This is a genomic window from Arthrobacter sp. SLBN-122, from assembly GCF_006715165.1.
Lineage (GTDB): Bacteria > Actinomycetota > Actinomycetes > Actinomycetales > Micrococcaceae > Arthrobacter.
This window is the reverse complement of the sequence record NZ_VFMS01000001.1, coordinates 1736502-1759852: the sequence shown is the minus strand read 5'-3', so window position 1 is coordinate 1759852 and position 23351 is coordinate 1736502. Positions and strand designations below refer to the sequence as shown.

Annotated in this window: 22 protein-coding genes; 13 read left to right on the top strand and 9 right to left on the bottom strand. The window is 66.4% G+C overall.

Going from position 1 to position 23351, the window contains the following annotated elements:
• Positions 1–27 precede the first annotated feature (27 nt).
• From FBY36_RS08220 to FBY36_RS08200, 5 genes are all read left to right on the top strand, one after another.
• Positions 28–1146 (top strand): histidinol-phosphate transaminase, encoded by a 1119-nt coding sequence (locus FBY36_RS08220; RefSeq protein ID WP_142118444.1) that lies wholly within the window; start codon positions 28–30, stop codon positions 1144–1146.
• 150 nt (positions 1147–1296) lie between these two features.
• Positions 1297–2529 (top strand): pyruvate dehydrogenase (acetyl-transferring) E1 component subunit alpha, encoded by a 1233-nt coding sequence (pdhA, locus tag FBY36_RS08215; protein WP_142118443.1) that lies wholly within the window; start codon positions 1297–1299, stop codon positions 2527–2529.
• Complete coding sequence (locus tag FBY36_RS08210; protein ID WP_142118441.1) at positions 2529–3509, top strand: alpha-ketoacid dehydrogenase subunit beta; 981 nt, start codon at positions 2529–2531, stop codon at positions 3507–3509. The genes pdhA and FBY36_RS08210 overlap by 1 nt, the downstream gene beginning before the upstream one ends.
• A gap of 7 nt (positions 3510–3516) precedes the next feature.
• A complete protein-coding gene (locus FBY36_RS08205) occupies positions 3517–5004 on the top strand; it encodes a dihydrolipoamide acetyltransferase family protein (RefSeq protein WP_142118439.1) in 1488 nt (495 codons plus the stop codon).
• A gap of 29 nt (positions 5005–5033) precedes the next feature.
• Positions 5034–5651, top strand: a complete 618-nt coding sequence (locus tag FBY36_RS08200; protein ID WP_142118437.1) for a phosphatase PAP2 family protein — start codon at positions 5034–5036, stop codon at positions 5649–5651.
• A 27-nt stretch (positions 5652–5678) separates the two neighbouring features.
• Here FBY36_RS08200 and FBY36_RS08195 read toward each other — a convergent pair whose 3' ends face one another.
• The 5 genes from FBY36_RS08195 to FBY36_RS08175 all read right to left on the bottom strand — a co-directional run bounded on the left by FBY36_RS08195 (position 5679) and on the right by FBY36_RS08175 (position 9441).
• Positions 5679–6014, bottom strand: a complete 336-nt coding sequence (locus FBY36_RS08195) for a hypothetical protein (RefSeq protein WP_082566808.1) — start codon at positions 6012–6014, stop codon at positions 5679–5681.
• 179 nt (positions 6015–6193) lie between these two features.
• Positions 6194–6622: a universal stress protein gene (locus FBY36_RS08190; RefSeq protein ID WP_142029470.1), complete on the bottom strand. Its 429-nt coding sequence runs from the start codon at positions 6620–6622 to the stop codon at positions 6194–6196.
• A 44-nt stretch (positions 6623–6666) separates the two neighbouring features.
• On the bottom strand, positions 6667–7959 hold the full coding sequence (locus tag FBY36_RS08185) for an aminotransferase-like domain-containing protein (RefSeq protein WP_142118436.1): 1293 nt from the start codon (positions 7957–7959) through the stop codon (positions 6667–6669).
• Between the two features lie 67 nt (positions 7960–8026).
• Positions 8027–8707, bottom strand: a complete 681-nt coding sequence (locus tag FBY36_RS20820; protein WP_235008760.1) for a hypothetical protein — start codon at positions 8705–8707, stop codon at positions 8027–8029.
• A gap of 176 nt (positions 8708–8883) precedes the next feature.
• Positions 8884–9441: an NAD(P)H-dependent oxidoreductase gene (locus tag FBY36_RS08175; protein WP_142118434.1), complete on the bottom strand. Its 558-nt coding sequence runs from the start codon at positions 9439–9441 to the stop codon at positions 8884–8886.
• A gap of 121 nt (positions 9442–9562) precedes the next feature.
• Here FBY36_RS08175 and FBY36_RS08170 point away from each other — a divergent pair, with 121 nt between their 5' ends.
• The 7 genes from FBY36_RS08170 (at position 9563) to FBY36_RS08145 (ending at position 17648) form a co-directional block, all read left to right on the top strand.
• Positions 9563–10174 carry a TetR/AcrR family transcriptional regulator gene (locus FBY36_RS08170; protein ID WP_442858234.1) on the top strand — a complete coding sequence of 204 codons (612 nt, stop codon included), beginning with the start codon at positions 9563–9565 and terminating at the stop codon, positions 10172–10174.
• Positions 10175–10310: 136 nt separating this feature from the next.
• The gene (locus tag FBY36_RS20995) at positions 10311–10439 is read left to right on the top strand and encodes a hypothetical protein (RefSeq protein ID WP_268815550.1); all 129 of its coding nucleotides are present in this window, start codon (positions 10311–10313) and stop codon (positions 10437–10439) included.
• Positions 10440–10531: 92 nt separating this feature from the next.
• A complete protein-coding gene (locus FBY36_RS08165) occupies positions 10532–11515 on the top strand; it encodes an ABC transporter permease (protein WP_142118432.1) in 984 nt (327 codons plus the stop codon).
• Positions 11516–11517: 2 nt separating this feature from the next.
• Positions 11518–12507, top strand: coding sequence for an ABC transporter permease (locus FBY36_RS08160; protein WP_200830464.1), 990 nt, complete (start codon positions 11518–11520; stop codon positions 12505–12507).
• Positions 12504–14702, top strand: a complete 2199-nt coding sequence (locus tag FBY36_RS08155) for an ABC transporter ATP-binding protein (RefSeq protein ID WP_142118430.1) — start codon at positions 12504–12506, stop codon at positions 14700–14702. Before FBY36_RS08160 ends, FBY36_RS08155 begins: the two co-directional genes overlap by 4 nt.
• A 49-nt stretch (positions 14703–14751) precedes the next feature.
• Positions 14752–16470, top strand: coding sequence for an ABC transporter family substrate-binding protein (locus FBY36_RS08150; RefSeq protein WP_142118428.1), 1719 nt, complete (start codon positions 14752–14754; stop codon positions 16468–16470).
• Positions 16471–16586: 116 nt separating this feature from the next.
• The gene (locus FBY36_RS08145; RefSeq protein WP_142118426.1) at positions 16587–17648 is read left to right on the top strand and encodes a Gfo/Idh/MocA family protein; all 1062 of its coding nucleotides are present in this window, start codon (positions 16587–16589) and stop codon (positions 17646–17648) included.
• Positions 17649–17723: 75 nt separating this feature from the next.
• Here FBY36_RS08145 and ald read toward each other — a convergent pair whose 3' ends face one another.
• Positions 17724–18842, bottom strand: a complete 1119-nt coding sequence (gene ald / locus FBY36_RS08140) for an alanine dehydrogenase (RefSeq protein ID WP_142118425.1) — start codon at positions 18840–18842, stop codon at positions 17724–17726.
• 231 nt (positions 18843–19073) lie between these two features.
• Here ald and FBY36_RS08135 point away from each other — a divergent pair, with 231 nt between their 5' ends.
• The gene (locus tag FBY36_RS08135; protein WP_142118423.1) at positions 19074–20294 is read left to right on the top strand and encodes a PucR family transcriptional regulator; all 1221 of its coding nucleotides are present in this window, start codon (positions 19074–19076) and stop codon (positions 20292–20294) included.
• 16 nt (positions 20295–20310) lie between these two features.
• On the opposite strand, the gene FBY36_RS08130 is transcribed toward FBY36_RS08135, so the two are convergent.
• Genes FBY36_RS08130 through ptsP form a run of 3 tightly spaced genes read right to left on the bottom strand, consistent with a single transcriptional unit; the run spans position 20311 to position 23278 of the window.
• A complete protein-coding gene (locus FBY36_RS08130) occupies positions 20311–21123 on the bottom strand; it encodes an alpha/beta fold hydrolase (protein WP_235008759.1) in 813 nt (270 codons plus the stop codon).
• Positions 21123–21548, bottom strand: a complete 426-nt coding sequence (locus tag FBY36_RS08125; protein WP_142118421.1) for a helix-turn-helix domain-containing protein — start codon at positions 21546–21548, stop codon at positions 21123–21125. The genes FBY36_RS08130 and FBY36_RS08125 overlap by 1 nt, the downstream gene beginning before the upstream one ends.
• Before the next feature lie 44 nt (positions 21549–21592).
• Positions 21593–23278, bottom strand: coding sequence for a phosphoenolpyruvate--protein phosphotransferase (ptsP, locus tag FBY36_RS08120; protein ID WP_056335652.1), 1686 nt, complete (start codon positions 23276–23278; stop codon positions 21593–21595).
• Positions 23279–23351 lie beyond the last annotated feature (73 nt).

Below are 23351 nucleotides of genomic sequence, written 5' to 3'. Positions count from 1 at the left end.
TGGGGCCCTGGAAGTAGGCTAGAGGCCATGACTTCACCTGAGACCAGGGCCGGCGGCATCGCACCCCGCCCTGTGCTGGACCGGTTGCCCCGCTACGCCGCAGGAAAGCCGCCGGCCACCGTCAATGGACTTGCCAGCTACAAGCTGTCATCCAACGAAAACCCGCTGCCGCCGATTCCGGCCGTGCTCGAGGCGATCGCCAACCAGACGGACTTCAACAGGTACCCCGATCCGCTTAGCAGCAAGCTGCGGGCTGCCCTGGCGGAATTCCTTGGCGTGCCCGCCGAAGACATCGTCACCGGGGCTGGAAGCCTGGGCGCCCTGAACCAGATCCTTGCCGCGTTTGCCGGCCAGAACGAGGACGGCAAGGCGGACGAAGTCATCTATGCCTGGCGCTCCTTTGAGGCGTACCCCATCAGCGTGGGCCTTGCAGGTGCCGAAAGCGTGCGCATCCCCGTGACCGCGGACGGGCGGCATGACCTGGAAGCCATGGCGGCCGCCGTAACCGCCCGCACCAAAGTCATTCTCCTCTGCACACCGAACAACCCCACCGGGCCGGCCCTTGCCGCGGATGAAACCGAAGCGTTCATCCGGTCCGTGCCGGCCGACGTCGTGGTGGTCATTGACGAGGCCTACCAGGAATTTGTCAGGGCCGCTGACGCTGTCGACGGGATCGATCTCTACCGCAAATACCCCAACGTGGTGGTGCTTCGGACCTTTTCCAAAGCACACGGCCTGGCCGGCCTGCGCGTGGGGTACAGCGTCTCCCATCCTGAATTGACGCAGTACCTAAGGGTTGCGGCGACCCCGTTCGCCGTGTCCCAAATAGCCGAAAAAGCCGCAATTGTTTCCCTTGGGAATCACGCCCAGGTTGTGGAAAGGGTACAAAAACTGGTGGATGAACGGGCGCGGGTCACGGCGGGTCTCCGGGAGCTTGGATGGGATATTCCGGACGCCCAGGGCAACTTCGTTTGGCTTGCACTTGGTGCCGAAAGTGCCGCTTTCGCGGAGCTGGCAGGGACCCGGGCGCTCTCCGTACGGGCCTTCCCCGGAGAGGGTGTGCGCGTCAGTATCGGGGAACCGGAGGCAAACACCCGGTTCCTCCAGTTGTGTGCCGACTATACAAAGGCACCGGCAACTTCCTAGCACTTAACAAGTAGCCCTCCCGCTACCTACCGAAGATAAAGTTAGGATCAGTAAGCCAATGTATATGCCGTGCAGGGAATCTATTCCTTATGAGGCATATATCCCAGCGACATTTGCATTGCATCCGGATGCGGCAAGCAAGGAGACGGTATGGGCACTCATCTGCCTTCCACCGAGTTCGACGGAACAGCGGTAGACGACCAGCGGGAAGCCGATGCTGAGGCCGTGATGGGCGAGCCCGCGGCACAGATGGTGCAGCTGCTCGGCCCGGACGGGAAGCTGGGCGCCGATCCGGTCTTCAGTGCCTACGCGGACAAACTGACGCAGGAGGACCTGCGCGGGCTGTACGCGGACATGGCCGCAATCCGCCGGTTCGACGTTGAAGCAACCGCTCTTCAGCGCCAGGGCCAACTGGCACTGTGGGTACCGTTGACGGGACAGGAAGCAGCGCAGATCGGCTCGGGCAGGGCCAGCCAGCCGCAGGACTACATCTTCCCCACCTACCGGGAGCATGGCGTCGCGCTTACCCGTAACGTGGATCTGGCCGAACTCCTGCGCCAGTTCCGGGGAGTCTCCAATGGCGGCTGGAACCCCAAGGACACCAACTTCCACCTCTACACCCTGGTTCTGGCTGCCCAGACCCTCCACGCCGTGGGCTACGCCATGGGGATCCAGCGCGACCAGAAGCTCGCCGCCGCAACGGATGGGGCCAAAGAGCAGCCGGATGCTGCGGTCATCGCCTACTTCGGTGACGGCGCCAGCTCCGAAGGCGACGTGCACGAGTCCATGGTGTTCGCCTCTTCCTACAAGGCGCCGGTGGTGTTCTTCTGCCAGAACAACCACTGGGCCATTTCGGTACCCACCAACGTCCAGACGCGGGTGCCGCTCTCCAACCGCGCCAAGGGCTACGGTTTCCCCGGGATCCGGGTGGACGGCAATGACGTGATCGCGGTGCACGCAGTCACGGAGTGGGCGCTGGAGCATGCGCGCCAGGGCAACGGTCCCGTCCTCATTGAGGCGTTCACCTACCGCGTGGGCGCCCACACCACCGCCGACGACCCCACCAAGTACCGCCCGTCGACGGAGGAAGACGCCTGGCGCGCCAAGGATCCGCTGGCACGGCTCGAGAAGTACCTGCGTGCCCAGGATCTTGCGGACGATGCCTTCTTCGCCAAGGTCAAAGCCGACGGCGATGAGCTGGCCGGGTATGTCCGGCGCACCGCCCATGACCTCGAAAACCCGGACATCCGGCAGGCCTTCGCCAACGTCTATGCGCAGGCGCACCCGCTGGTGGCCGAGGAACTGGCGTGGTTCGAGGAGTACAGTGCAGGATTCGCCGGCGAGGAAGAGTCCGCCGGGCAGGCAGCAAAGGCAGGCCACTGATGACCACCATGACCATCGCCAAGGCCATTAACGAGGGTCTGCGGGCCGCCTTGGCCGCCAACCCCAAGTCCCTGTTGATGGGCGAGGACATTGGCCCCCTGGGCGGTGTCTACCGGGTGACGGACGGCCTGATCGGCGAGTTCGGCCCGGACCGGGTGGTGGACACGCCGCTGGCCGAATCGGGCATCATCGGCACCGCGATCGGTCTGGCCCTGCGCGGGTACAGCCCGGTCTGCGAGATCCAGTTCGACGGGTTCGTCTTCCCCGGCTTCAACCAGATCACCACGCAGCTGGCCAAGATGCACGCCCGCAGCCACGGCAACCTCACGGTCCCCGTCGTCATCCGGATCCCGTACGGCGGCGGCATCGGTTCCGTGGAGCACCACTCCGAATCGCCCGAGGCGTTGTTCGCCCATACGGCGGGCCTGCGCATCATCACCCCCTCCAACCCGCATGACGCCTACTGGATGATCCAGCAGGCCGTGGAGTGCCAGGACCCGGTGATCATCTTCGAGCCCAAGCGCCGCTACTGGCTCAAGGGTGACGTCGACGTCCAGGCGCCGGGCCCGTCGGAAGACCCGTTCAAGGCCCACGTGCTGCGTGAAGGCACGGATGCCACGGTGGTTGCGTACGGTCCCCTGGTTCCCGTGGCGCTGGCCGCCGCCAACGCCGCGGCCGAGGACGGCAGGAGTGTGGAGGTCATCGACCTGCGGTCCATTTCGCCGATCGACTTCGACGCCGTCACCGCGTCCGTCCAGAAGACCGGGCGGTTGATCGTGGCGCACGAGGCACCGACGTTCGGTGGAATCGGCGGTGAAATCGCCGCCCGCATCAGTGAACGTGCGTTCCACTCGCTCGAGGCCCCGGTGATGCGCGTCGGCGGATTCCACATGCCCTATCCCGTTGCCAAGGTGGAGGAAGACTACCTTCCGGACATCGACCGCATCCTGGAGGCGCTGGACCGCGCCCTCTCCTACTGAGGACACCATGACCCTGAACAAGTTCAACCTGCCTGATGTCGGCGAGGGCCTCACCGAGGCGGAAATCGTCTCCTGGAAGGTCAAGCCGGGCGACGCCGTCGCCATCAATGACGTCCTTTGCGAGATTGAAACCGCCAAGTCCATCGTGGAGCTGCCGTCCCCGTTTGCCGGGACGGTCACCGAACTGCTGGTGGATGAAGGGGTGACCGTGGACGTCGGCACCGCCATCATCAGCGTCAGCGATGACGTCTCCGGCGATCCTACGCCGGCGGACGTCCGTGCGCCGGAGGCGCCCGTTGCCCACGAAACGCCGGTGCAGCCGCTGTACGGCAAGCTCCCGGAGGATGTCGCAGAGGAGACAGCGGCCGACGGCGGCACTGGGGAAAGTGCCCCGGCCGCCGGTCCGCTGGTGGGTTCCGGCCCCAAAGCCGATGCCGTCAAGCGGCGCCCGCGGAAGACCACGCCGGCCGCCGCCGTGACTGTCAACGCCCCGCAGGTCGAGCCCGTCCAGCCGCACACGCCCGCTGCTGTGACCGCCACCGAACCCGCCGCCGTCGACAACCGGCCCACCTTTGGCGGCACCATTACGGGCCTGGTCAACCGGGTGCTGGCCAAACCGCCGGTGCGCAAGATCGCCCGGGATCTCGGCATCGACCTCGCGGATGTTGTTGCCACCGGATCACGGGGCGAGGTGACGCGCGAGGACCTGGTCAGCTACCAGGCGCAGCGCGATGCCGAACTGGACAAGGCAGACGGTTTCTGGGGCAAGCCCGGTAAGCCGCAGGACCAGCGCGTGGAGCGGATCCCAGTCAAGGGCGTCCGCAAGGCCACGGCAAAGGCGATGGTGGAATCCGCCTTCGCCGCGCCGCATGTCAGCATCTTCGTGGACGTCGATGCCAGCCGCACCATGGAATTCGTCAAGCGGCTCAAGGCTTCCCGGGACTTCGAGGGGGTCAAGGTCTCGCCGCTGCTCATCCTGGCCAAGGCCGTCATCTGGGCGGCCGCCCGGAACCCCAGCGTGAATGCCTCATGGGTGGACAACGAGGACTCCGACACCGCTGAAATCCATGTCAAGCACTTCATGAACCTCGGCATTGCCGCTGCAACTCCGCGCGGACTGATGGTCCCCAACATCAAGAACGCCCAGGACCTCTCCCTGAAGGAGCTGGCGCTGGCGCTGAACAACCTGGCCACCACCGCCCGGGCGGGGAAGACCCAGCCGGGCGAGATGCAGGGCGGCACGCTCACCATCACCAACATCGGCGCCCTGGGCATCGACACCGGCACGCCCATCATCAATCCGGGCGAAGTGGCCATCGTCGCCTTCGGAACCATTAAGCAAAAGCCCTGGGTCCTGGACGGCGAGGTGATTCCCCGCTGGATCACCACGCTGGGAGGATCCTTCGACCACCGCGTGGTGGATGGTGATCTGTCCGCCCGTTTCATGGCCGACGTCGCGGCCATCCTGGAAGAGCCCGCACTCCTCCTGGACTAGGCGTTTTGGGCCAGGGCTTGAACAAGGAAGTGACGGTAAGCGGCGGCTCCATCCGGGTCAGGAACCACGCCGCCAAGTGGCTGACGGAGGTCTTCCAGCCGCCGGTGGTGGTCAGCATCCAACTGCTGATCAGCCCCCTGCCGGAGGCCGGATTCCCCGGGACCATCGGTTACGGAGCCCTGGCGGCCCTCTTTGTGTGTGTGGTTCCGCTCCTGGTGCTGCTGGTGCTGGTCAGGATGGGAAAGGTCACCGACCACCACGTGAGCGACCGGAAGCAGCGCGCCCCTGTGCTCCTGATGGCGCTGGGCTGCATTGCTGTGGGTTTGCTGGTGCTGAACGCCGTGGACGCGCCCCGGAGTGTAACCGCGATGGTCCTGGCGGTGGTGGGCGGAGTCGCCGTCCTGGCGGCCGTCAGTCCGTTCTGGAAAATGAGCGGCCACGCCGCTGCCGTGTCCTGCGCCGCCGTCGTATTGGTGCTGATGCTCGGCCCCGCCTGGGTGCCGCTGCTGCTCCTGGTTCCTGCGGTCAGCTGGTCACGGGTGGTCCTGCGGGCTCATACCCCGGCGCAGGTGGTGGCCGGTTCGCTCTTCGGCGGCATGGTGATGGCCGGAATCTGGTGGCTGCTGCAGGACTTGCTGGTGGCCTGAACGGACCCGTGCCGGGAGGCGCCCGTCCTAGTAGGCGGAGTAGGCGGTGAGTGCCTCAAGCAGGGCAGGATCAGCCGTGGTCCCCAAAACCACAGCGGCTGCGGTCATCAGGCCGCCCATCAGGGCCGCCATTCCGGCCCACGCGCCCAGGAGCTTCCAGTCCTCGCGCAGGACGCTCCGCACGGTCTGGGGAAGCTCAAGCCCCGGCGCGATCAGGTTGGGGGCGCTGTCCAGGGTGCCGTCATCAAGGAGGGCAACAACCCTGCCGTTGCTGCGGTCCACCCGCATGGAGGAGATGTGGTTGCCGTGGCGGGCCAGGAGGATGTCGTGGCCAACGAGCTGGCGGCGCTGCAAGGTGATCAAGGGGAGCCCTTCGCTGGGGGTGGATTCGTCAGTGTCCACGCCTTTGGGGGCCTCCCTCAATTTTATCTTTGTGCCAGCAGCCAAAAGGGTGATATGGCGGTGAGAACGGACACCCCCCGCAGCGATATGCGCCACCACGGGGCGTGTCCGGCGTTACGCCGGCAGCCGGTCCCGGGGGACTAGTCGGCGTCGTAGGTGTTGGCGATGTACACGTCGCAGGGCGCGTTGTGGGCCACGCTGTTGGCCACGCTGCCAAGGACGCGCCCGATGCCCTGCATGCGCCGGTTTCCCACCACGATGATCCGTGCATCCATCCGCAGGGCTTCCTTGATGAGGGCGTCGGCCGGCCGTCCCCGGGCCGCAGAATACGTCACCGTTATGTCGCGGCCCAGCGATTCCGCCACCGTCCTGGCAACCTGCTCCGCGGCGTCGGCGTCAGAGACGATCCAGCGGTCGCTGCCGCTGCCGAACACTTCGGTCTTGTCGCTGTCGAAGGCGGACACGACGTGCAGGGACGCGCCCAGGGCTGCCGCCAGGTCCTTGGCTGACTGCGCCGCCCTCTTCGCGGTCTCGCTGCCGTCAACCCCTACAACGATGATTCCAGCCATATGCATGCTCCTTTGCTCGGTTTTCGGCACTCGTGTGGCTTACGCTACAGCGCGGCAATGGCTTCCTGCAGCACCGGCGCCAACCGGCGCACTCCCTCGGCGATGGCTTCGGGAGGTACGGCGCTGAACGCGAGCCGCAGCTTGTTGGACGGATCGTCCGACGGCGTGAAGGCGGCGCCGGGGATAAACACGACGCCTGCATCGATCGCCTTGTGCAGCAGCGGGTAGGTATCAACGCCCTCAGGAAGCGTCACCCAGACGAAGAAGCCGCCCTGCGGGCTGGTCCAGGTGGTCCCCGTGGGCATGTATTCCTTGAGGGCGGCCAGCATGGCACGGCAGCGCTCGGCGTACAGCCCGCGGTAGGTTTCGATTTGGCCTTTCCAGTCGTAGCCGCGCAGGTACGCCGAGACCAGCATCTGGTTCAGGGCAGGCGGGCAAAGCGTTACCGATTCCGCCGCCAGGTAGTAGCGTCGCTGGAGGTGCTCCGGCACAAGCGCCCAGCCGATGCGCAGTCCGGGCGCGAAAATCTTGGAGAAGGACCCCAGGTAGATCACGTCGTCAGGGTTTGCCGCCCGCAAGGGAGCCAGCGGCTCCCCTTCAAAGCGGAGCAGGCCATACGGGTTGTCCTCCAGCACCAGAATATTTGCGCGCCGGCATATATCCACCACCTGTTGCCTGCGCTCCCTGGCCAGAGTGATGCCGGACGGATTGTTGAAGTTGGGAATGGTGTACAGGAATTTGACGCTTTTGCCGGCAAGCTGCAGGGCGGCGATCCGGGCCTCCAGCAGCTCCGGAACCAGCCCGTACTGGTCCATCTCCACGGTCTCCACCTGGACCTGATAGGACTCGAAAGTGTTGAGCGCACCCACGTAGGTAGGGTCCTCCACCAGCACCACGTCACCTGGATTGCAGAAGAGTTTGGTGGCCACATCCTGGGCCGACTGGGAACCTGCGGTGATCACCACGTTCTCCGGCCGGGCATCCAAAATTCCTTCGGCCGCCATGACCTCGCAGATCTGCGCGCGGAGCTCCGCCGTTCCCTGCCCGGCCCCGTACTGGAGGGCGGTCAGGCCGTCCTCCGCGATGATTTTGGCTGCCGTTGCTGCCAGCCGGTCCAGGGGCAGCGACTGCAGGTAGGGACTTCCCCCCGCCAGGGACACCAGGCCCGGCCGCAGGGAGATGTCGAAGACGTCCCTGACTGCCGACTGCCGGATGTTTGCCGCGCGCTCGGAAAACAGCTCCTCATGCCGGTGTGCGGATGTGGCGGCACGCTCGATCGCGTCAATTGCCTCCGCGGGCAGCGTGCCTGCTGAAGCGTCAAGTGTTTCGTGGGTCACAAAGTCAGGATACAGCTACTTGTTGCTTGCAAAGCAACACTTGTTTATCAACGATTCACCGAGCGGCCTACTTTAATTTCAGGAAATCGGCGAGGGCCTCGCCGTTGATGTAGATGTCGGCTCTGATGGCTCCCACTGCCTGAAGGGCCGTCTGGGTGAGCTGGGCCTCTATGCGGGGAATGTCGCAGGTCCCGCCGGGCTTCAGGGTGCCTGCCAGGTAGACCGTGACCGTGGTGCCGTCAAAACTGCCGGACAGGAACTTCAGCCGGGAGCCGCCCACCGCGTTGAACAGCCCACCTTGGTGCTGTTCGGCGTCCAGCAGGGCTCCGATTGCCGCCTTGAGCCGGGCATCCCCGGCGCCGCCTGCCGGGGCGAGGCCAACCAGGCTGTCGTTGCAGCCAAAGCGCACGCCGTGCCTGCCGCCGTCGTCCACCATCACCAGGTACGCCGTTACCGGCGGGGCCGCGGCAGCACTCCTGCCAGGCGTGGGCACTGCCGTTCCTTGCGGGAGGTTTTCCGGCTCTCCTGCCGCCCGTCCATACGACGCGCCGGGCGTACTGCCGCCCACCGTGGCCGGCAGGAGGGCCAGCGGGGCGGCGCTGGTTGTGGCAGTTCCGCCGGGCGCGGGCAGGGAAGATCCTTCGGGCTGGGGGAGCGGGGCACTGCAGGCGGACAGCAGCAGCGCAAGGCAGCCCGCTGCCGCCGCAAGGCTGCCGGGGCCGCCGCCCCAACTCCTTCTTTTTGCCATGGGGCACCGCAATCCGATCCGGTAGGTCCAGTGGATTAACGCTACGGCTGCCCCTGCCTGCCTGGATGTCCGGAAGGTACCGGTTGGGACAAGAGTTGGTCACGGCCCTGGAAGTGCCCTTTAACGCACCGCGCCCGGCACGCGGAGTTGCGTGCCGGGCGCGGTTGCGCGGGAGCCTAGGCTGCCGGTGCTGCGGCGGCCAGGACGTCGAAGATGCCCTTGATCTGCTCCACTACCTCGGCGTCGTCCTTGGGGTGGACTTCCGCGAAACGCACCATCGAGCCGGGGACAGCCAGCTTGACGTCGTCCAGGATCTGCGCGCCGGCAATGCCGGCGGCCTTGCGTGCCTCGTCCTGGGCCCACACGCCGCCGTACTGGCCAAACGCGGTGCCGACGACGGCGGTGGGCTTGCCTGCCAGGGCGCCGGCGCCGAAGGGGCGGGACAACCAGTCGATGGCGTTCTTCAGGGCGGCGGGAACCGTGCCGTTGTGTTCGGGCGTGACCAGCAGGAGGGTGTCGGCCTCTTCGGCGGCGGCGCGCAATGCGGCGGCGGCAGCGGGCACCTGGCCCTCCACGTCGATGTCCTCGTTGTAGAACGGGATGTTGCCCAGGCTCTCGTGGATCACCACGTCCACCTGCTCAGGGGCGTTGAGCTGGATGGCTTCGGCCAGCTTCTGGTTGGTGGACTCGGCGCGGAGGCTGCCCACAAGGGTAAGGACGGTGCTCTTGGTCATGGAAACTCCTGGCTAGGGTCGCGGAGGGGACCGCGTACGGTTAGGAAGGGAGGCTCAGGAAGCCTTCACGGGACTAAACGGACCGTAGTCCGGTTCTATTCCCAGTGGCTACACTGTCTTTGTGAGTTCCATCCCAGTGCGGCCGGGAATGACACCGGTAACGGCCGCGGAACGCAGCGATGCTGCCCGGAATCGGGAACGGCTCCTGCTGGCTGCCCGGGAATTGATTGGGCAGGGCGGGGTGGCGGCACTCACCATGGACCGCCTGGCGGAACACGCCGGCGTGGGCAAGGGCACCGTCTTCCGCCGCTTCGGCAGCCGGGCGGGATTGATGCTGACGCTGCTGAATGACTCGGAGGCCGCCTTCCAGGCCCGCGTTCTGTTCGGCCCCCCGCCCCTGGGGCCAGGCGCCGCGCCGCTTGACCGGCTCATCGCCTTCGGCGCGGAGCGGATCGCCTACGTGCTGGAATACGGCGACCTGGTCCTCGCCGCCGGCCACGCCTCCCGCGACAGGTTTGACGTCCCGGCCGCCGCGCTCTGGAACCAGCACGTGGAGCTGCTCCTGCGCGAAGCCGGCGTCGATTCCCCTGAACCATGGCTGATGGCGGGATCCCTCAATGCCACGCTGGACGCTGAACGGCTCCTCCACCTCGTCCGCGGGCATGGGGTCACCACCGGCCGGCTGGCAACTTCCTGGCGCGATCTTGTCACACGGGTAGCGGGCGCCGCGTAGACTACGCGGTGGAATGCCTTTGCGTCCAGTCAAACCAACTTCACAGAACTATTCATAACGATCTGATACGGCGCGCCTGATTTCCCGGGATTGCGGCACTTTTCCGGTGACGGCTTGTGATAGTTTCCTCTGGAATGTGACCCGCGACATAGTCCACCAGGACCTGCCCTTGGGGCTGCGGGAGGCCAGCTACCCGCTGGTGCAGAACCCGGTGAGGCGGCACAACCCGTGCTTGTCCGGGGACGACGGAAGGATCCAGCAGTGATGGTTGATTTGGCCAGCAGCACGGCACGCCAGCGGACACCGGAGTGTTCCTCCGTCCAGCATCCGGCGGCGCTGCCGAAGAAATAGCACCCCATGCTCAAATACCTTGCCAAGCGCGGCCTCACCTATGTGGTGATGATCTTCCTTACCACTTCCGCCGGTTATTTCCTGGCCGTCAGCTCCCTCAAGCCGGCGCTGCTGGAGCAGGAACGCATTCCGCGGCCCACCCCCGAACAGGTTGCCAACTCAATGCGGCTCAAGGGCCTGGACCCGGACCTCAGCCCATGGGAGCGCTACGTTGACTGGCTCACCGGGGTCCTCACCCGCTGGGACTGGGGCCGGAGCCCCAACGGCGCCTACATCAACGCCGAGTTCGGCGACCGGGTCTGGATCTCCACCCGCCTCTTCCTGGCGTCCATCATCCTGACCCTGGTTATCGGCGTCGCGCTCGGCGTCTATTCGGCGGCCCGGCAGTACAAGTTCCAGGACCGCGTCATCACCTCCTACAGCTACCTTGCCTACATTGTGCCCGCCCCCATCGCCTACTTCCTGGTTCAGCTGGGAGCCATCAACATCAATGAATCCGTAGGGGACCGGATCTTCTTCGTCACCGGCATCTCCACTCCGGGCGTAGCCCCGGGCTGGCCCCAGTTCCTTGACCTGGCGGCGCATTACGTGGTGCCCACTGTGGCCATCACGCTGGTGGGCTGGGGCGCCTACCAGATTGCGCAGCGGCAGTACCTGCTGGACAACGTCAACGCCGACTTCGTCCGGACCGCCCGGGCCAAGGGCCTGAGCCGCAACCAGGCGATTGCACGGCATGCGCTCCGCGTCTCCTTTATTCCGGTGGCCCAGAGCATCGCGTTCACCATCCCTGCCATCTTCGCCGGCGGCTTCTTCGCTGAAAAGATCTTCGCCTGGCCGGGTGTCGGGTCCTGGAGCATCGATGCCATCTCGCTGCAGGACGTCAACGCCGCCACAGCCACCCTGGCCTACGGCTCCGTGATCTTCGCCCTGGGCGCCATCCTGGCGGACTTCGCCACCACGCTTGTCGATCCGAGAGTGCGGGTGCAGTAGCCGTGACCAACCTGAACGCAGTTGACCCGGCAGCCGCGGCGCAGGACGCGCACCTGGAGAGCGCCGACGTCGTCATTGGCAAGAACACCATCATCTTCCGCCGCTTCCTGCGGAACAAGACCGCTGTTGCCGGCCTGGCCATCTTCCTGGCCCTCACGGTGTTCTCGTTCATCGGAGGGTTCTTCACCCCGTGGGACAAGGAAACCATCGACCCCTTCAACATCGGGATGCCACCGTCGGCCGACCACTTCCTCGGCACGTCCCAGGCGGGCATCGACCTGTACGCCATGACGGTCGAAGGCACCAGGATCTCCATCCTGATCGGCCTGGTGGTGGGCCTGGTGTCGGTCCTGATTGCGGCCGTCTACGGCTGCAGCATGGCCTACTTCGGAGGCAAGGTGGACAAGGTCATGCTGTTCATCCTGGAGGCGCTGATCATGATGCCGGCGCTCCTGGTGGTGGCCGTGGCCACCAGCGGCGGCGGCGCCGGCCTCAAACGCGACCTTCCCTCCTGGCTGCTGCTCATCATTGTCCTGCTGGTGTTCAGCTGGATGGGCACCGCCCGGCTGATCCGCTCCATGTCCATGTCCCTCATGCAGCGGGACTTCGTCAAGGCAGCCCAGTACATGGGTGTCCCGCCGCGCCGGATCGTCTGGCGGCACCTGGTGCCGAACATCGGCTCGCTGCTGATCCTGGACATCACCCGCGGCGTCACCGCAGCCATCCTCGCGGAGGTGGCCTTTTCCTTCATTGGCATCGGGATCAAGGTCCCGGACGTGAGCCTCGGCGTGCTGATCGGCGGCGCGACGTCCCAGGTGCAGACCTTCCCCTGGATGTTCTGGGTACCGCTGGCCGTCATGTTCCTGCTGACCGGCTCGCTGGCCATGATGAACGACGGCCTGCGGGACGCCTTCGACCCCAGTTCCAGTTCCACCGGCAAAGCCAAGAAGGCCAAGACCCGGACCATCCGCGCGGAAAAGAAGACGGCATGAGCAGCGAAACCACCACCGGAGCCATGGAACCCGCGCGGTCAGACGTGGAGCGCCTGCACGTGGCGGGTCTGCACGCCCCCACCGACGCCGTGCTCTCCGTCCGTGACCTGAACGTCCGGTTCAGTTCGGAGAACGGCGTGGTCCACGCCGTCAGGGGCGTCGACTTCGACCTGATGCCCGGCAAGACCCTGGGAATCGTGGGTGAATCAGGCTCCGGAAAATCAGTGACCTCGCTGGCCATCATGGGCCTCCTTCCGCCCACGGCCCAGGTCTCCGGTTCCGTCCGGCTCAAGGGCAGGGAGCTGCTGGGGCTGAGCGACAAGGCCATGTGCGAATACCGCGGGAACGAGCTCGCCATGGTCTTCCAGGACCCGCTCTCCTCCCTCACGCCCGTGTTCACGGTGGGCACCCAGATCATCGAAGCTCTGACCATCCACCACCCCTCCATGAGCAGGAAAGCCAAAGAAACCCGCGCCGTCGAACTTCTGGCCATGGTGGGGATCCCCAGTCCCAGGGAACGGCTGAAGGCCTTCCCGCACGAGTTCTCCGGGGGCATGCGGCAGCGTGTCATGATCGCCATCGCCATCGCCAACAACCCCCGCGTCCTGATCGCGGATGAGCCGACGACGGCCTTGGACGTCACCATCCAGGCCCAGGTCCTTGAGGTGCTCCACACGGCGCAGGAGGAGACCGGTGCCGCGGTGGTGATGATCACGCACGACCTCGGCGTGGTGGCCGGGATGGCAGACGACATCATGGTCATGTACGCGGGCAAGCCGGTGGAAACCGGTGCAGTGGATGACATCTACTACAACCCGCGGATGCCGTACACCATGGGCCTGCTCGGTGCCGTGCCCCGGGTTGACGTGGCGGAGAAGTCCTCGCTCGTTCCCATCGAAGGGATGCCGCCCAACCTGCTCCATGCCCCCACCGGATGCTCGTTCGCTCCCCGCTGCCCTCTTGCCTCGGAAGCCTGCCTTGATGGCGAACCCGCCCTGGCACCCGTCGAGGGCGGGGCGCTGCACCGTGCCGCCTGCATCAAGTCCGAGGCCCTGGGCGGGGACGTGGACGTCCACGACGTGTTCGCCGCCCCGCCGGTGCCGGTGTCCCGCTTCGACGCAGTTCCCCGGGCAGAGCGGTCCACCGTCCTGCAGCTCAAGGATGTCCGGAAACACTTCCCGCTCACCAGGGGTGCCCTGATCAAGCGCCGGATCGGCACCGTCAAGGCCGTGGACGGCCTGAGCTTCGATATCCGCGAGGGTGAATGCTTCTCGATCGTGGGCGAGTCCGGGTCCGGAAAGACCACCACGCTGCTGGAAATCATGGAGTTCCACGCGGACCAGGATGGCGAGGTGGTGATCGGCGGCCTCAGCAACAAGCAGGCGGCCGATTCGAAGACCAAAGCGAAAATGCGGCGCGAGCTGCAGATGGTGTTCCAGGACCCCACCGGCGCCCTGGATCCGCGGTTCACGGTGTATGAAGTCCTTGCCGAACCGCTGCAGAACGCGGGCATGGACCGTGCTGCCATCAGGAAGCGGATCATGGAGCTGATGAAGCTCGTGGGCCTGCAGCCGGACCACGTGAACCGCTTCCCCAACCAGTTCTCCGGTGGACAGCGCCAACGCATCGGCATCGCCCGCGCACTGGCCGTTAACCCCAAGCTGGTGGTGCTGGACGAACCCGTCTCGGCCCTCGATGTCTCAGTCCAGGCCGGCGTGATCAACCTGCTGGACCACCTGCGCGCCGAACTGGGCCTGAGCTACCTGCTCGTGGCGCATGACCTCTCGGTGGTGCGCCACATTTCCAACCGGGTGGCAGTGATGTACCTGGGCAAGATCGTGGAGATTGGCGCTGTGGACCGGGTGTTCGACAACCCCCGCCACCCCTACACACGGGCCCTCCTGTCCGCCATCCCCGTGCCGGACCCCCAGCTGGAACGCACCCGTGAACGCATCATCCTGCAGGGCGACCTGCCCTCACCGCTGCAGGCGCCCAAGGGCTGCAACTTCGCCACCCGTTGTCCGGTCTTCGCGGCGCTGCCGCCGGCCAAACAGGAGAAATGCCTGACCCTGGAACCGCCCCTGGAAGCAGCGGCGTCCGCCACGGACCAGCAGTTCGCCTGCTTCTTCCCGGACGGCGAACTGGATGAAGACATGCTGGTGGTCCACGAGACGGCGGACCACCATGCCCCCTGAAACTTATCGACCCACACGCACCACCACTCGCACCAATGAAGGGAAAACCATGAGGAAACTGAACAGGATCGGCGGAGCTGCAGCCGTTGCTGCGGCCCTGGCGCTGACGGCCTGCGGCGGTGGCGGCGGTGCCAGCGGGCCCGAAACAGCCAAGGGGCAGGAGGCAGGCAGCGACCTGTCCAAGCTGATCAGCATCAACGAGAAGCCTGCGGCGGACCTTCAGCAGGGCGGCAAGGTCACCCTGCCGCTGGGCAACATCGGGCCCGACTTCAACGGGTTCTCCAACAACGGCAACAGCGCGGACAACTCCGCCCTGCAGGTCCCCATGAACCCGGTCGCCATGAACAGCGGCGGTGTCGGCGGGTGCTGGAAAGTGGACTTCAAGGGCAAGGTCACGCCCAACACCGATTTCTGTGAGTCGGTGGACAGCGAGGTCAAGGACGGCAAGCAGACCATCACCATCAAGGTGAACCCCAAGGCAACGTACAACGACGGCACGCCCATCGACGTGAAGGCCTTCAAGAACACCTGGAACATCCTCAAGAGCCCGGACGCAGGCTACGACATCGTCAGCTCGGGCGCCTACGAATTCGTTGACTCCGTCGAGGCAGGCAGCAGCGACAAGGAAGTCATCGTCAAGACGAGCCGCCCGGTGTTCCCCGTGGATTCGCTCTTCTTCGGTCTCATCCACCCTGCCGTCAACACCCCGGAGGTCTTCAACGAGGGCTTCAACGGCAACATGCACCCCGAGTGGATGGCAGGCCCCTTCAAGCTCGACCAGTACGACACCGCCGCCAAGACGGTCACCCTGGTGCCCAACGACAAGTGGTGGGGCACCAAGCCGGTACTGGCCAACGTGACCTTCCGCCAGCTTGAAACCAGCGCGCAGATCGCGGCCTTCAAGAACGGCGAGATCGACGCCATGTCCGCCAACACCATCTCCCTCTACAAGCAGCTCGACGGCACCAAGAATTCAGAAGTCCGCCGCGGCCAGCGTCTCTTCGCAGGCGGCATGAACCTGAACGCCCAGCGCATCACCGACGTCAACGTCCGCAAGGCCATCTTCGCCGCCGTGGACCGTGAAGCCCTGCGCAAGGTGCGCTTCAACGGCCTGAACTGGGAAGAGCCCAGCTCCGGTTCCATGATGCTGCTGCCCTTCTCCGAGTACTACCAGGACAACTACCCGGTCAAGGAAACCGGCCCGGACGCCGCCAAGAAGGTCCTCACCGACGCCGGCTACACGGCAAACGCGAACGGCATCATGGAGAAGGACGGCAAGCCCGCGGCCTTCAAGATCAGCAACTTCGGGGACGATCCCACCACCCTCGCCTTCACCCAGACCCTGCAGAAGCAGCTCCAGGCAGGCGGCATGGACGTGGGCATCGACCAGCGCGCCTCCGCCGACTTCGGCAAGGTTCTCGGTTCCCGCGAGTTCGACATGAGCGTCTCCGGCTACACGGTGGGCGCGGACGCCACCGACGCCGTCAAGCAGTACTACGACTCCAAGACCAACGAGAACAAGCTGGGCGACGCGGAGCTGGACAAGAAGATCGCGGACCTTGCCTCCATCGAGGACAACGCAGCCCGCAACAAGGCCGCAATGGACGTGGAGAAGGAGCACATGGCGAAGTACTTCTCCATGGGCGTGGTCATGAACGGCCCGCAGATCTCCTTCGTCCGCACCGGCCTGGCGAACTACGGCCCGTCCCTGTTCCAGAGCAACTCGCAGGTTCCGGACTGGACCACCATCGGCTGGGAAAAGAAGTAACCCCTCCGGTTGTAGCCGCTTAACCGAAGCCGGCATCCCTGGTGACCAAGGGTGCCGGCTTCGGCGTTTAACGGTTCCTGTCCAACGGTGCCGGGCCCGGGGGTAGCGTAGCCTTCATGACCGCAACTGAAGGCAACCCCCGCACCATCCGTACCGCCGTCGTCGGCTACGGGCTTGCCGGCAGCGTGTTCCACGTGCCGTTACTGGCGGCCAACAGCGATTATTCGCTGGACTGCGTCGCCACCTCCGACGCCGGCCGGAGCGCGGCTGCCGCATCCCGGCTTCCGGGCGCGGCAGTGGTGCGCGACGCCGATGCCGTCCTGGGGCGGGCAGCCGACCTCGACCTGGTGGTCCTGGCGACGCCGCCCGCGACGCACTATCCGCTGGCAAGGGCGGCGCTGGAAGCGGGGCTGGACGTGGTGGTGGACAAGCCCTTCGCGGTCACCAGCGGCCAGGGGCAGGAACTGATCGAGCTGGCGCGGCAGCGGGGCCGGGTGCTCACGGTGTTCCACAACCGCCGGTGGGACGGCGACTTCCTCACCTTGCGGAAGCTCCTGGCCGCCCAGGCCCTTGGAAACGTGACCCGGTTCGAGTCCCGCTTCGAGCGCTGGTCCCCGGCGATCGCCAAAGCCTGGAAGGCGCGGGCCACGGCCGCCGACGGGGGAGGGGCACTGTTCGATCTCGGCAGCCACCTGATCGACCAGGCGCTGCAGTTGTTTGGCCGGGCCACCGTCATGCACGCGGAGCTGAAAGCCCGGCGGTCCGACGAGCGGGCGGACGACGACGTCTTCCTGGTCCTCCGGCATGATTCCGATGTGACCAGCCACCTGACCATGAACATGCTGTGCGCGCAGCAGGGCCCCCGCTTCCGGGTGCTGGGCTCAATCGGCGGCTTCACCAAGAACGGCGTGGATCCGCAGGAGCCCTACATCGCAGCCGGCGGCAGTCCCCTGGACTCCGCCTACGGCCAGGAGGCGCCGGAATGGGCAGGCCTCCTGGGCCGCGACGGCCACCTGGACCGCCTCCCCACCGAACGCGGCGCCTACCCGGAGTTCTACCGGCTCCTTGCGGAGAAGATTCTCGACGGCGGAACGGCATCACCCCGGCCGCTCCCAGTAAACCCGGAAGACGCCGTCGAGGTCCTCAAAATCATCGAGGCCGCCCGGGAACTCGATTAAAAGACGCATCGATTGCTCCGTACTTGTCGTTCTGAGCGTTCAAAAGGACAAGTACCGAGCAATCGATGGAGTGGACTAGGCGGAAACCAGTTCGTGCCAGTCGGCAACGAGGGGCAGGTCGTGGGCCTCGGACACGGAGTGGTGTGCCACGTGGCCGGCGGCGATGTTCAGGCCGGCGGCGAGGGCAGGGTCGCGGTCGAAGGCTGCCTTGACGCCCAGGTTGGCGAGGGACACCGCGTAGCGCAGGGTGACGTTGGTCAGCGCGTAGGTGGAGGTGTTGGGCACGGCGCCGGGCATGTTGGCCACGCAGTAGAAGATGGTGTTGTGCACCTTGTACGTGGGTTCCTGGTGCGTGGTGGGGTGCGTGTCCTCGAAGCAGCCGCCCTGGTCCACGGCGATGTCCACCAGGACCGAGCCGGGCTTCATCCGGGCCACGAGGTCGTTGGTGACCAGCTTGGGGGCCTTGGCGCCCGGGATCAGGACGGAACCGATGACCAGGTCTGCATCCACCACGGACTTTTCGATCTCGTACTTGTTCGAAGCGACCGTCTTCAGCCGCCCCTGGTACTGGGCGTCCAGTTCGCGCAGGCGGTTGATGTTGATGTCCAGGATGGTGACGTCGGCACCCAGGCCAAGGGCCATGGCTGCGGCGTTGGTGCCGGCAACACCGGCGCCAAGGACAACCACCTTGGCGGGGCGCACGCCGGGCACGCCGCCCAGCAGGACACCCTTGCCGCCGGCCGGAGCCATCAGGGAGGTGGCACCCACCTGGACGGACAGGCGGCCTGCAACCTCGGACATCGGGGCGAGCAGCGGCAGCGACCGGCCCTCCTGCACGGTTTCGTAGGCGATGGCGGTGACGCCGGAGTTGATGAGCTCCCTGGTCAGTTCCGGCTCGGCGGCCAGGTGCAGGTAGGTGAAGAGGATCAGGCCCTTGCGGAAGCGGTGGTACTCGGCCTTGATGGGTTCCTTGACCTTCATGACCATGTCCGCGCGGGCCCAGACGTCATCGGCCTCGTTGACGATTTCGGCGCCGGCGATCGAGTATTCCTCGTCGGTAATACCCGAGCCCAGGCCGGCCCCGCGCTCCACCAGGACGGTGTGCCCGTGAGTAAGGAACTCGTGGACGCCGGCCGCGGTGATGGCCACGCGGAACTCGTTGTTCTTGATTTCTTTGGGGACGCCGATGATCATCGTCTGCTCCAGGGTGTGGGGCCGGTGGGCCGTAAAACGGAAGGATTTCGTGTTTCAACGATAAATCCGGCTGTGAGCCACATGACACGAGGGAGCCCGGAGCCCTGTGCAAGAACCTCGGAATTCCGCGGTTCTTGCCGCCGCCGGCTAGACATCTGTCGAGACGCGAAGCGTCAGGTGTCGCCTCGTGTCCGTTCGTGCACCGGGCTTCCGGAGCAGTAGTGTGGGCCCATGCAGCAGCAGGGTGTGGAACAGCTCGTGGAACAGGTGGCACAGAAGCTGGGACGCGGCCTTTCCCTCGAGGACCTGGACGGCCTGCTGCTCGCCTACAGCTCCAACCAATCCCACGCGGACCGGGTGCGGGTGAACTTCCTCCTCAGCAAGAAGGTCCCGGCGGACGTGAGCGCCTGGCAGCTCTCCCACGGCATCGCCACCGCCGTGCGGCCCGTTGTGGTTCCCGCCAACCCGGACCTGGGCATGCTGGGCCGGGTCTGCGTTCCGCTCATGGTGCGGGGATTCCGCGTGGGCTACCTCTGGGTGCAGCAGGACTCCGTGGAGGAAAACCCGACGGTGATCCTCACCCAGCTGCCGGGCGTGAACCACGAGCTTGAGCTGCTGTCCGGCCTCCTGCTCGACTCAAATACGGCCGAATCTGAATTCCGGCGGGGCCGGGAGCGGGAGTTCCTCGCCGCCTGTGCAGGGGAACCGAACGCCGTGGCCGCCGTGGCCGGCTGGAAGGAAGTCCAGGGCCGGGGTCCGTGGCAGATGGTTACGGTGCTCGATGCGGACGGCTGGGCCAGCGGACCGGACCCCATCGCGTCCACCCTGATCCACCGCTCCACGGCGCTGCAGGCAACCGTTGGCGTGGACGCCGCCCTTTTCAGCGCCGGAACGGAGACGCATTCCGTGGTGCTGTTCCGCGAGTCGACCGGCCGGGCCAACCACGCGCAGGTCCTGGTCCACTACCAGCTGGAGCTTGCCAAGCGGTCCGGCCGCCCGGTCCACCGGATCATCCTGGGCATCAGCGAGGGCTTCTCGAAGACCCGCCAGCTGTCGGAGGCATACCGGCAGTCGCGGGTGGCGGCGCAGGCAGCGGCGGTGGACCCGCAGTTGGGCGAACTGGTGGACTGCCGGGCAACGGGCGTCTACCAGCTTCTCGCGTCGGCCGGGGGAGGTGTGGGAGCCTGGGCGGACTCCGGTTCGGTCTACTTCCGCATGCTTGAGGACCACGACCGCAACGACGAACTCATCCCGGTCCTTGAACTCCTGTATGACAACGACGGCTCAGTGCAGGACGTGGCCCGCAGGCTCCACCTGCACCGGAGCAGCATCTACAACAGGCTGGGCCGGATCCGGCAGCTGCTGGGGGTGGACCCGCTGAAGGGCATGCTGCGTCTGGAACTGCACGCCGCCCTCAAGATGCGGCGCTGGGCGGGGAGGCCCAGGATTTGAGGCCTGGAATCCGGCGCTAGGCGGAAGCTTCGGCGAAAGACCTGATGGCGTCCGCAACCTGCCGGGGCCGCAGGTGCTGGGCCACGTGTCCTGCCCGGCCAATCTCAATGAGGCTTCCCTGCTGCACAACCTGGGAGAGCCGGAGCGACCAGTCTGCGCCCGCCACGGGGTCGTGATCACCCCGCAGGACCAGCACGGGCACGTTGATGCCCGCCAGCCGCAGTTCGGTGGGGTAGGCCATCATGACGGGCAGCTCGGTGAAGTACCAGCGCGGGCCGCAGCGGAAATAGTCCGAAAAGACCAGCCAGTTGGAGGAGGCGCTTTCCCTCAGGAGCGAGTCCAGGAACAGCGCCAGGCCCTGCCGCCGGACGCTGCGGTGCTCCGAGTCCACCACGGGACCCATCAGCACCAGCCGGCGCGCCTGCTCCGGGGCGTAGAGCGCGGCTTCGATGGCGAACTGGACCCCCATCGAATGTCCCACCAGGACATACGGGCCAATGCCGCAGGCCTTCAATGCCTGCGCGATGAACGCGCCGTAGTCCTCCACGGACAGCTGCCGCCCGGGCTTGGGGGTGCCGGCAAAACCCGGCAGGTCCAGCGAATAGGTGGGGGCAACGGCGGCGAGCTCGTCGTGCAGGCGCCGCAGGTAGCGGTGGGAAACTCCGATGCCGTGGATAAGGATGTAGGCGGGCGCGGCTTGGCTGCCGGCGCTCTCCATTCCCGGCGCAGGAGTACCGTCAGCCCAGAGGATGCGGCCCTGGAGCCCGTCGGCTTCCACGTCGGCTGACCTCAGCGGCTCCTTCCGGGCCCGGGGCAAGGCGATGCGCACTACTCGCCCGTGCCGGCGGCGTCGGCCCCGGCGGTCTTGTCATGCCGGCGTTTTTGTTCTGCGAGTTTCTGGGCCTCGAGCCAGGCCATGATGTCAGCTGTCCGGATCCGCCGGTGCGAGCCGCGGTACTCCACCGGGATCTCACCGCGGTCCGTCATGTTCCGCAGGTAGGTGTGCGAGATGCCCGCAAGCTCGGCCGCCTGGGACGTGGTCAGCATGTCCTCCACGCTGCTCACGGTCACCGTTTCGCCCCGGCTGAGCCGGGCAAGAAGATCCACGACGGCGTCCCGGGCCTGTCCGGGCAGGCGGTGGACCGTGCCGTCCACGAAGACGGTGATGTCATTGCTGTCCGCCAGGGCGCGCGCAAGGCTGCGGGCGTCGCCGGCAGGCAGGCCGGCCGTGACGCGGGGGGCTATCAGTGCCATGGACGTAGCCTATCCCGGCCGCGGCCGGCCTGGCCGCGGACGCGTCAGAGTCCCAGCTCCTCCAGTACCGGCAGCTTTTCCCGGACCCAGGCCCGCGCCTCGGTGGCGCTCGGCGCGGACAGGGCAAGCTTGGCCAGGTCCTGGGCTTCGGACAGGGTCACCGTCTTCAGGACTGCTGCCACCGCAGCGAGGGAGCGTGCCGTCATGGACAGGGTGCTGACGCCAAGGCCGGTAAGGACGACGGCGAGGGCGGGATCGGCGGCAGCCTCGCCGCAGACCCCCACGGGCTTGTTGTGGCCCTCCGCGCGGGATCCTTCAACCGTGAGGCCGACGAGGCGCAGGACGGCAGGCTGCCATGGGGTGTTCAGGTTGGCCAGCGGGCCAAGCTGGCGGTCTGCGGCCATGGCGTACTGGGTGAGGTCGTTGGTGCCAAGGCTGGCGAAGCCGACCTCGCGGAGGATGGACTCTGCGGTCAGGGCTGCCGACGGGACCTCCACCATCACGCCGGGGGTTTTGATACCGGCATCGGCGCACATGGAAGCGAACCGGGCCGCTTCTTCCGCCGTGGAGATCATCGGGGCCATGACCCAGACATCGGCCTGGGACTGCTGCTGCGCCAGGGCGATGGCTTCCAGCTGCCGGTCCAGGACGCCGGGCGTGGTGAAGTCGGTGCGGTAGCCTCGGACGCCGAGGGCCGGGTTGGGCTCGGTGGAGTCCGTAAGGAACGGCAGCGGCTTATCCGCGCCGGCATCCAGGGTGCGCAGGACCACCTTCTTGCCGGGGAAGGCATCAAAGACGCTCTTGTAGGCAGCGGCCTGCTCTTCGACGCTGGGCTCGGTATCGCGTTCAAGGAAGCAGAACTCGGTGCGGAAGAGGCCCACGCCCTGGGCTCCCAGCTTGGCGGCCGCTTCGGCGTCCTTGCCGCCGCCCACGTTGGCAAGCAGCGGCACCTCGTGGCCGTCCGCCGTCGTGCCCGTGCCCGTGAACTCTGCCAGCAACGATGCCGTGGCGGCCCATGCTTCCGCTGTTGCCCGCAGGGATTCGTCGGGCGCGGAGGTGATGAGGCCGGCCGCGCCGTCCACGTACACCTCGGTGCCGTCCGGGAGTTCGTCCACGCCCACGGCGGCGACCACTGCGGGCAGTCCGAGGGAGCGGGCGATGATGGCCGTGTGCGACTGGGGACCGCCGCCGGCGGTCACCAGCGCCAGGACCTTGTTGGGGTCAAGGGTGGCGGTGTCCGCGGGGGCCAGGTCCTCTGCCACCAGCACGAACGGGGTGTTGGAGGCGGGGATGCCGGGCGCTGGTACCCCCCGGAGTTCGGCCACGATCCGGGCGCGCACGTCAAGGACATCGGTGGCGCGTTCAGCCATGTAGCCGCCCAGGTTGTGCAGCATCTCGGATACGGAGGAACCTGATTCCCAGATGGCGCGTTCGGCGGAGGTGCCCCGGGCCACCAGTTTGGCTGCCCCCTTGATCAGCATGGTGTCCTTGGCCATCAGCGCGGTGGCCTCCAGGACGGCCTTGCCATCGCCGGTGGCGTGGGCAGCACGGTCCTTCAGCTCGTCGTGCACCGCCTGGGCGGCTGCCTTCAGTGCTGCTGTGGCTTCCTCGGCAGTGGTGCCCGGGGCCAGCTGTTCACCGGCGGGAGGCTCACTGATCGGTTTGGGCATCTGCCGGACGGTGCCGATGACGCGGCCTGGGCTGACGCCTACTCCTGGGAAGTTCTGCACTGAAGGTCCTCATTCTCTGCCGGTAGACAGGCCCGCCAAGTTCTCCGGCGCCGTGCCGGGTCCACCCGGGGAC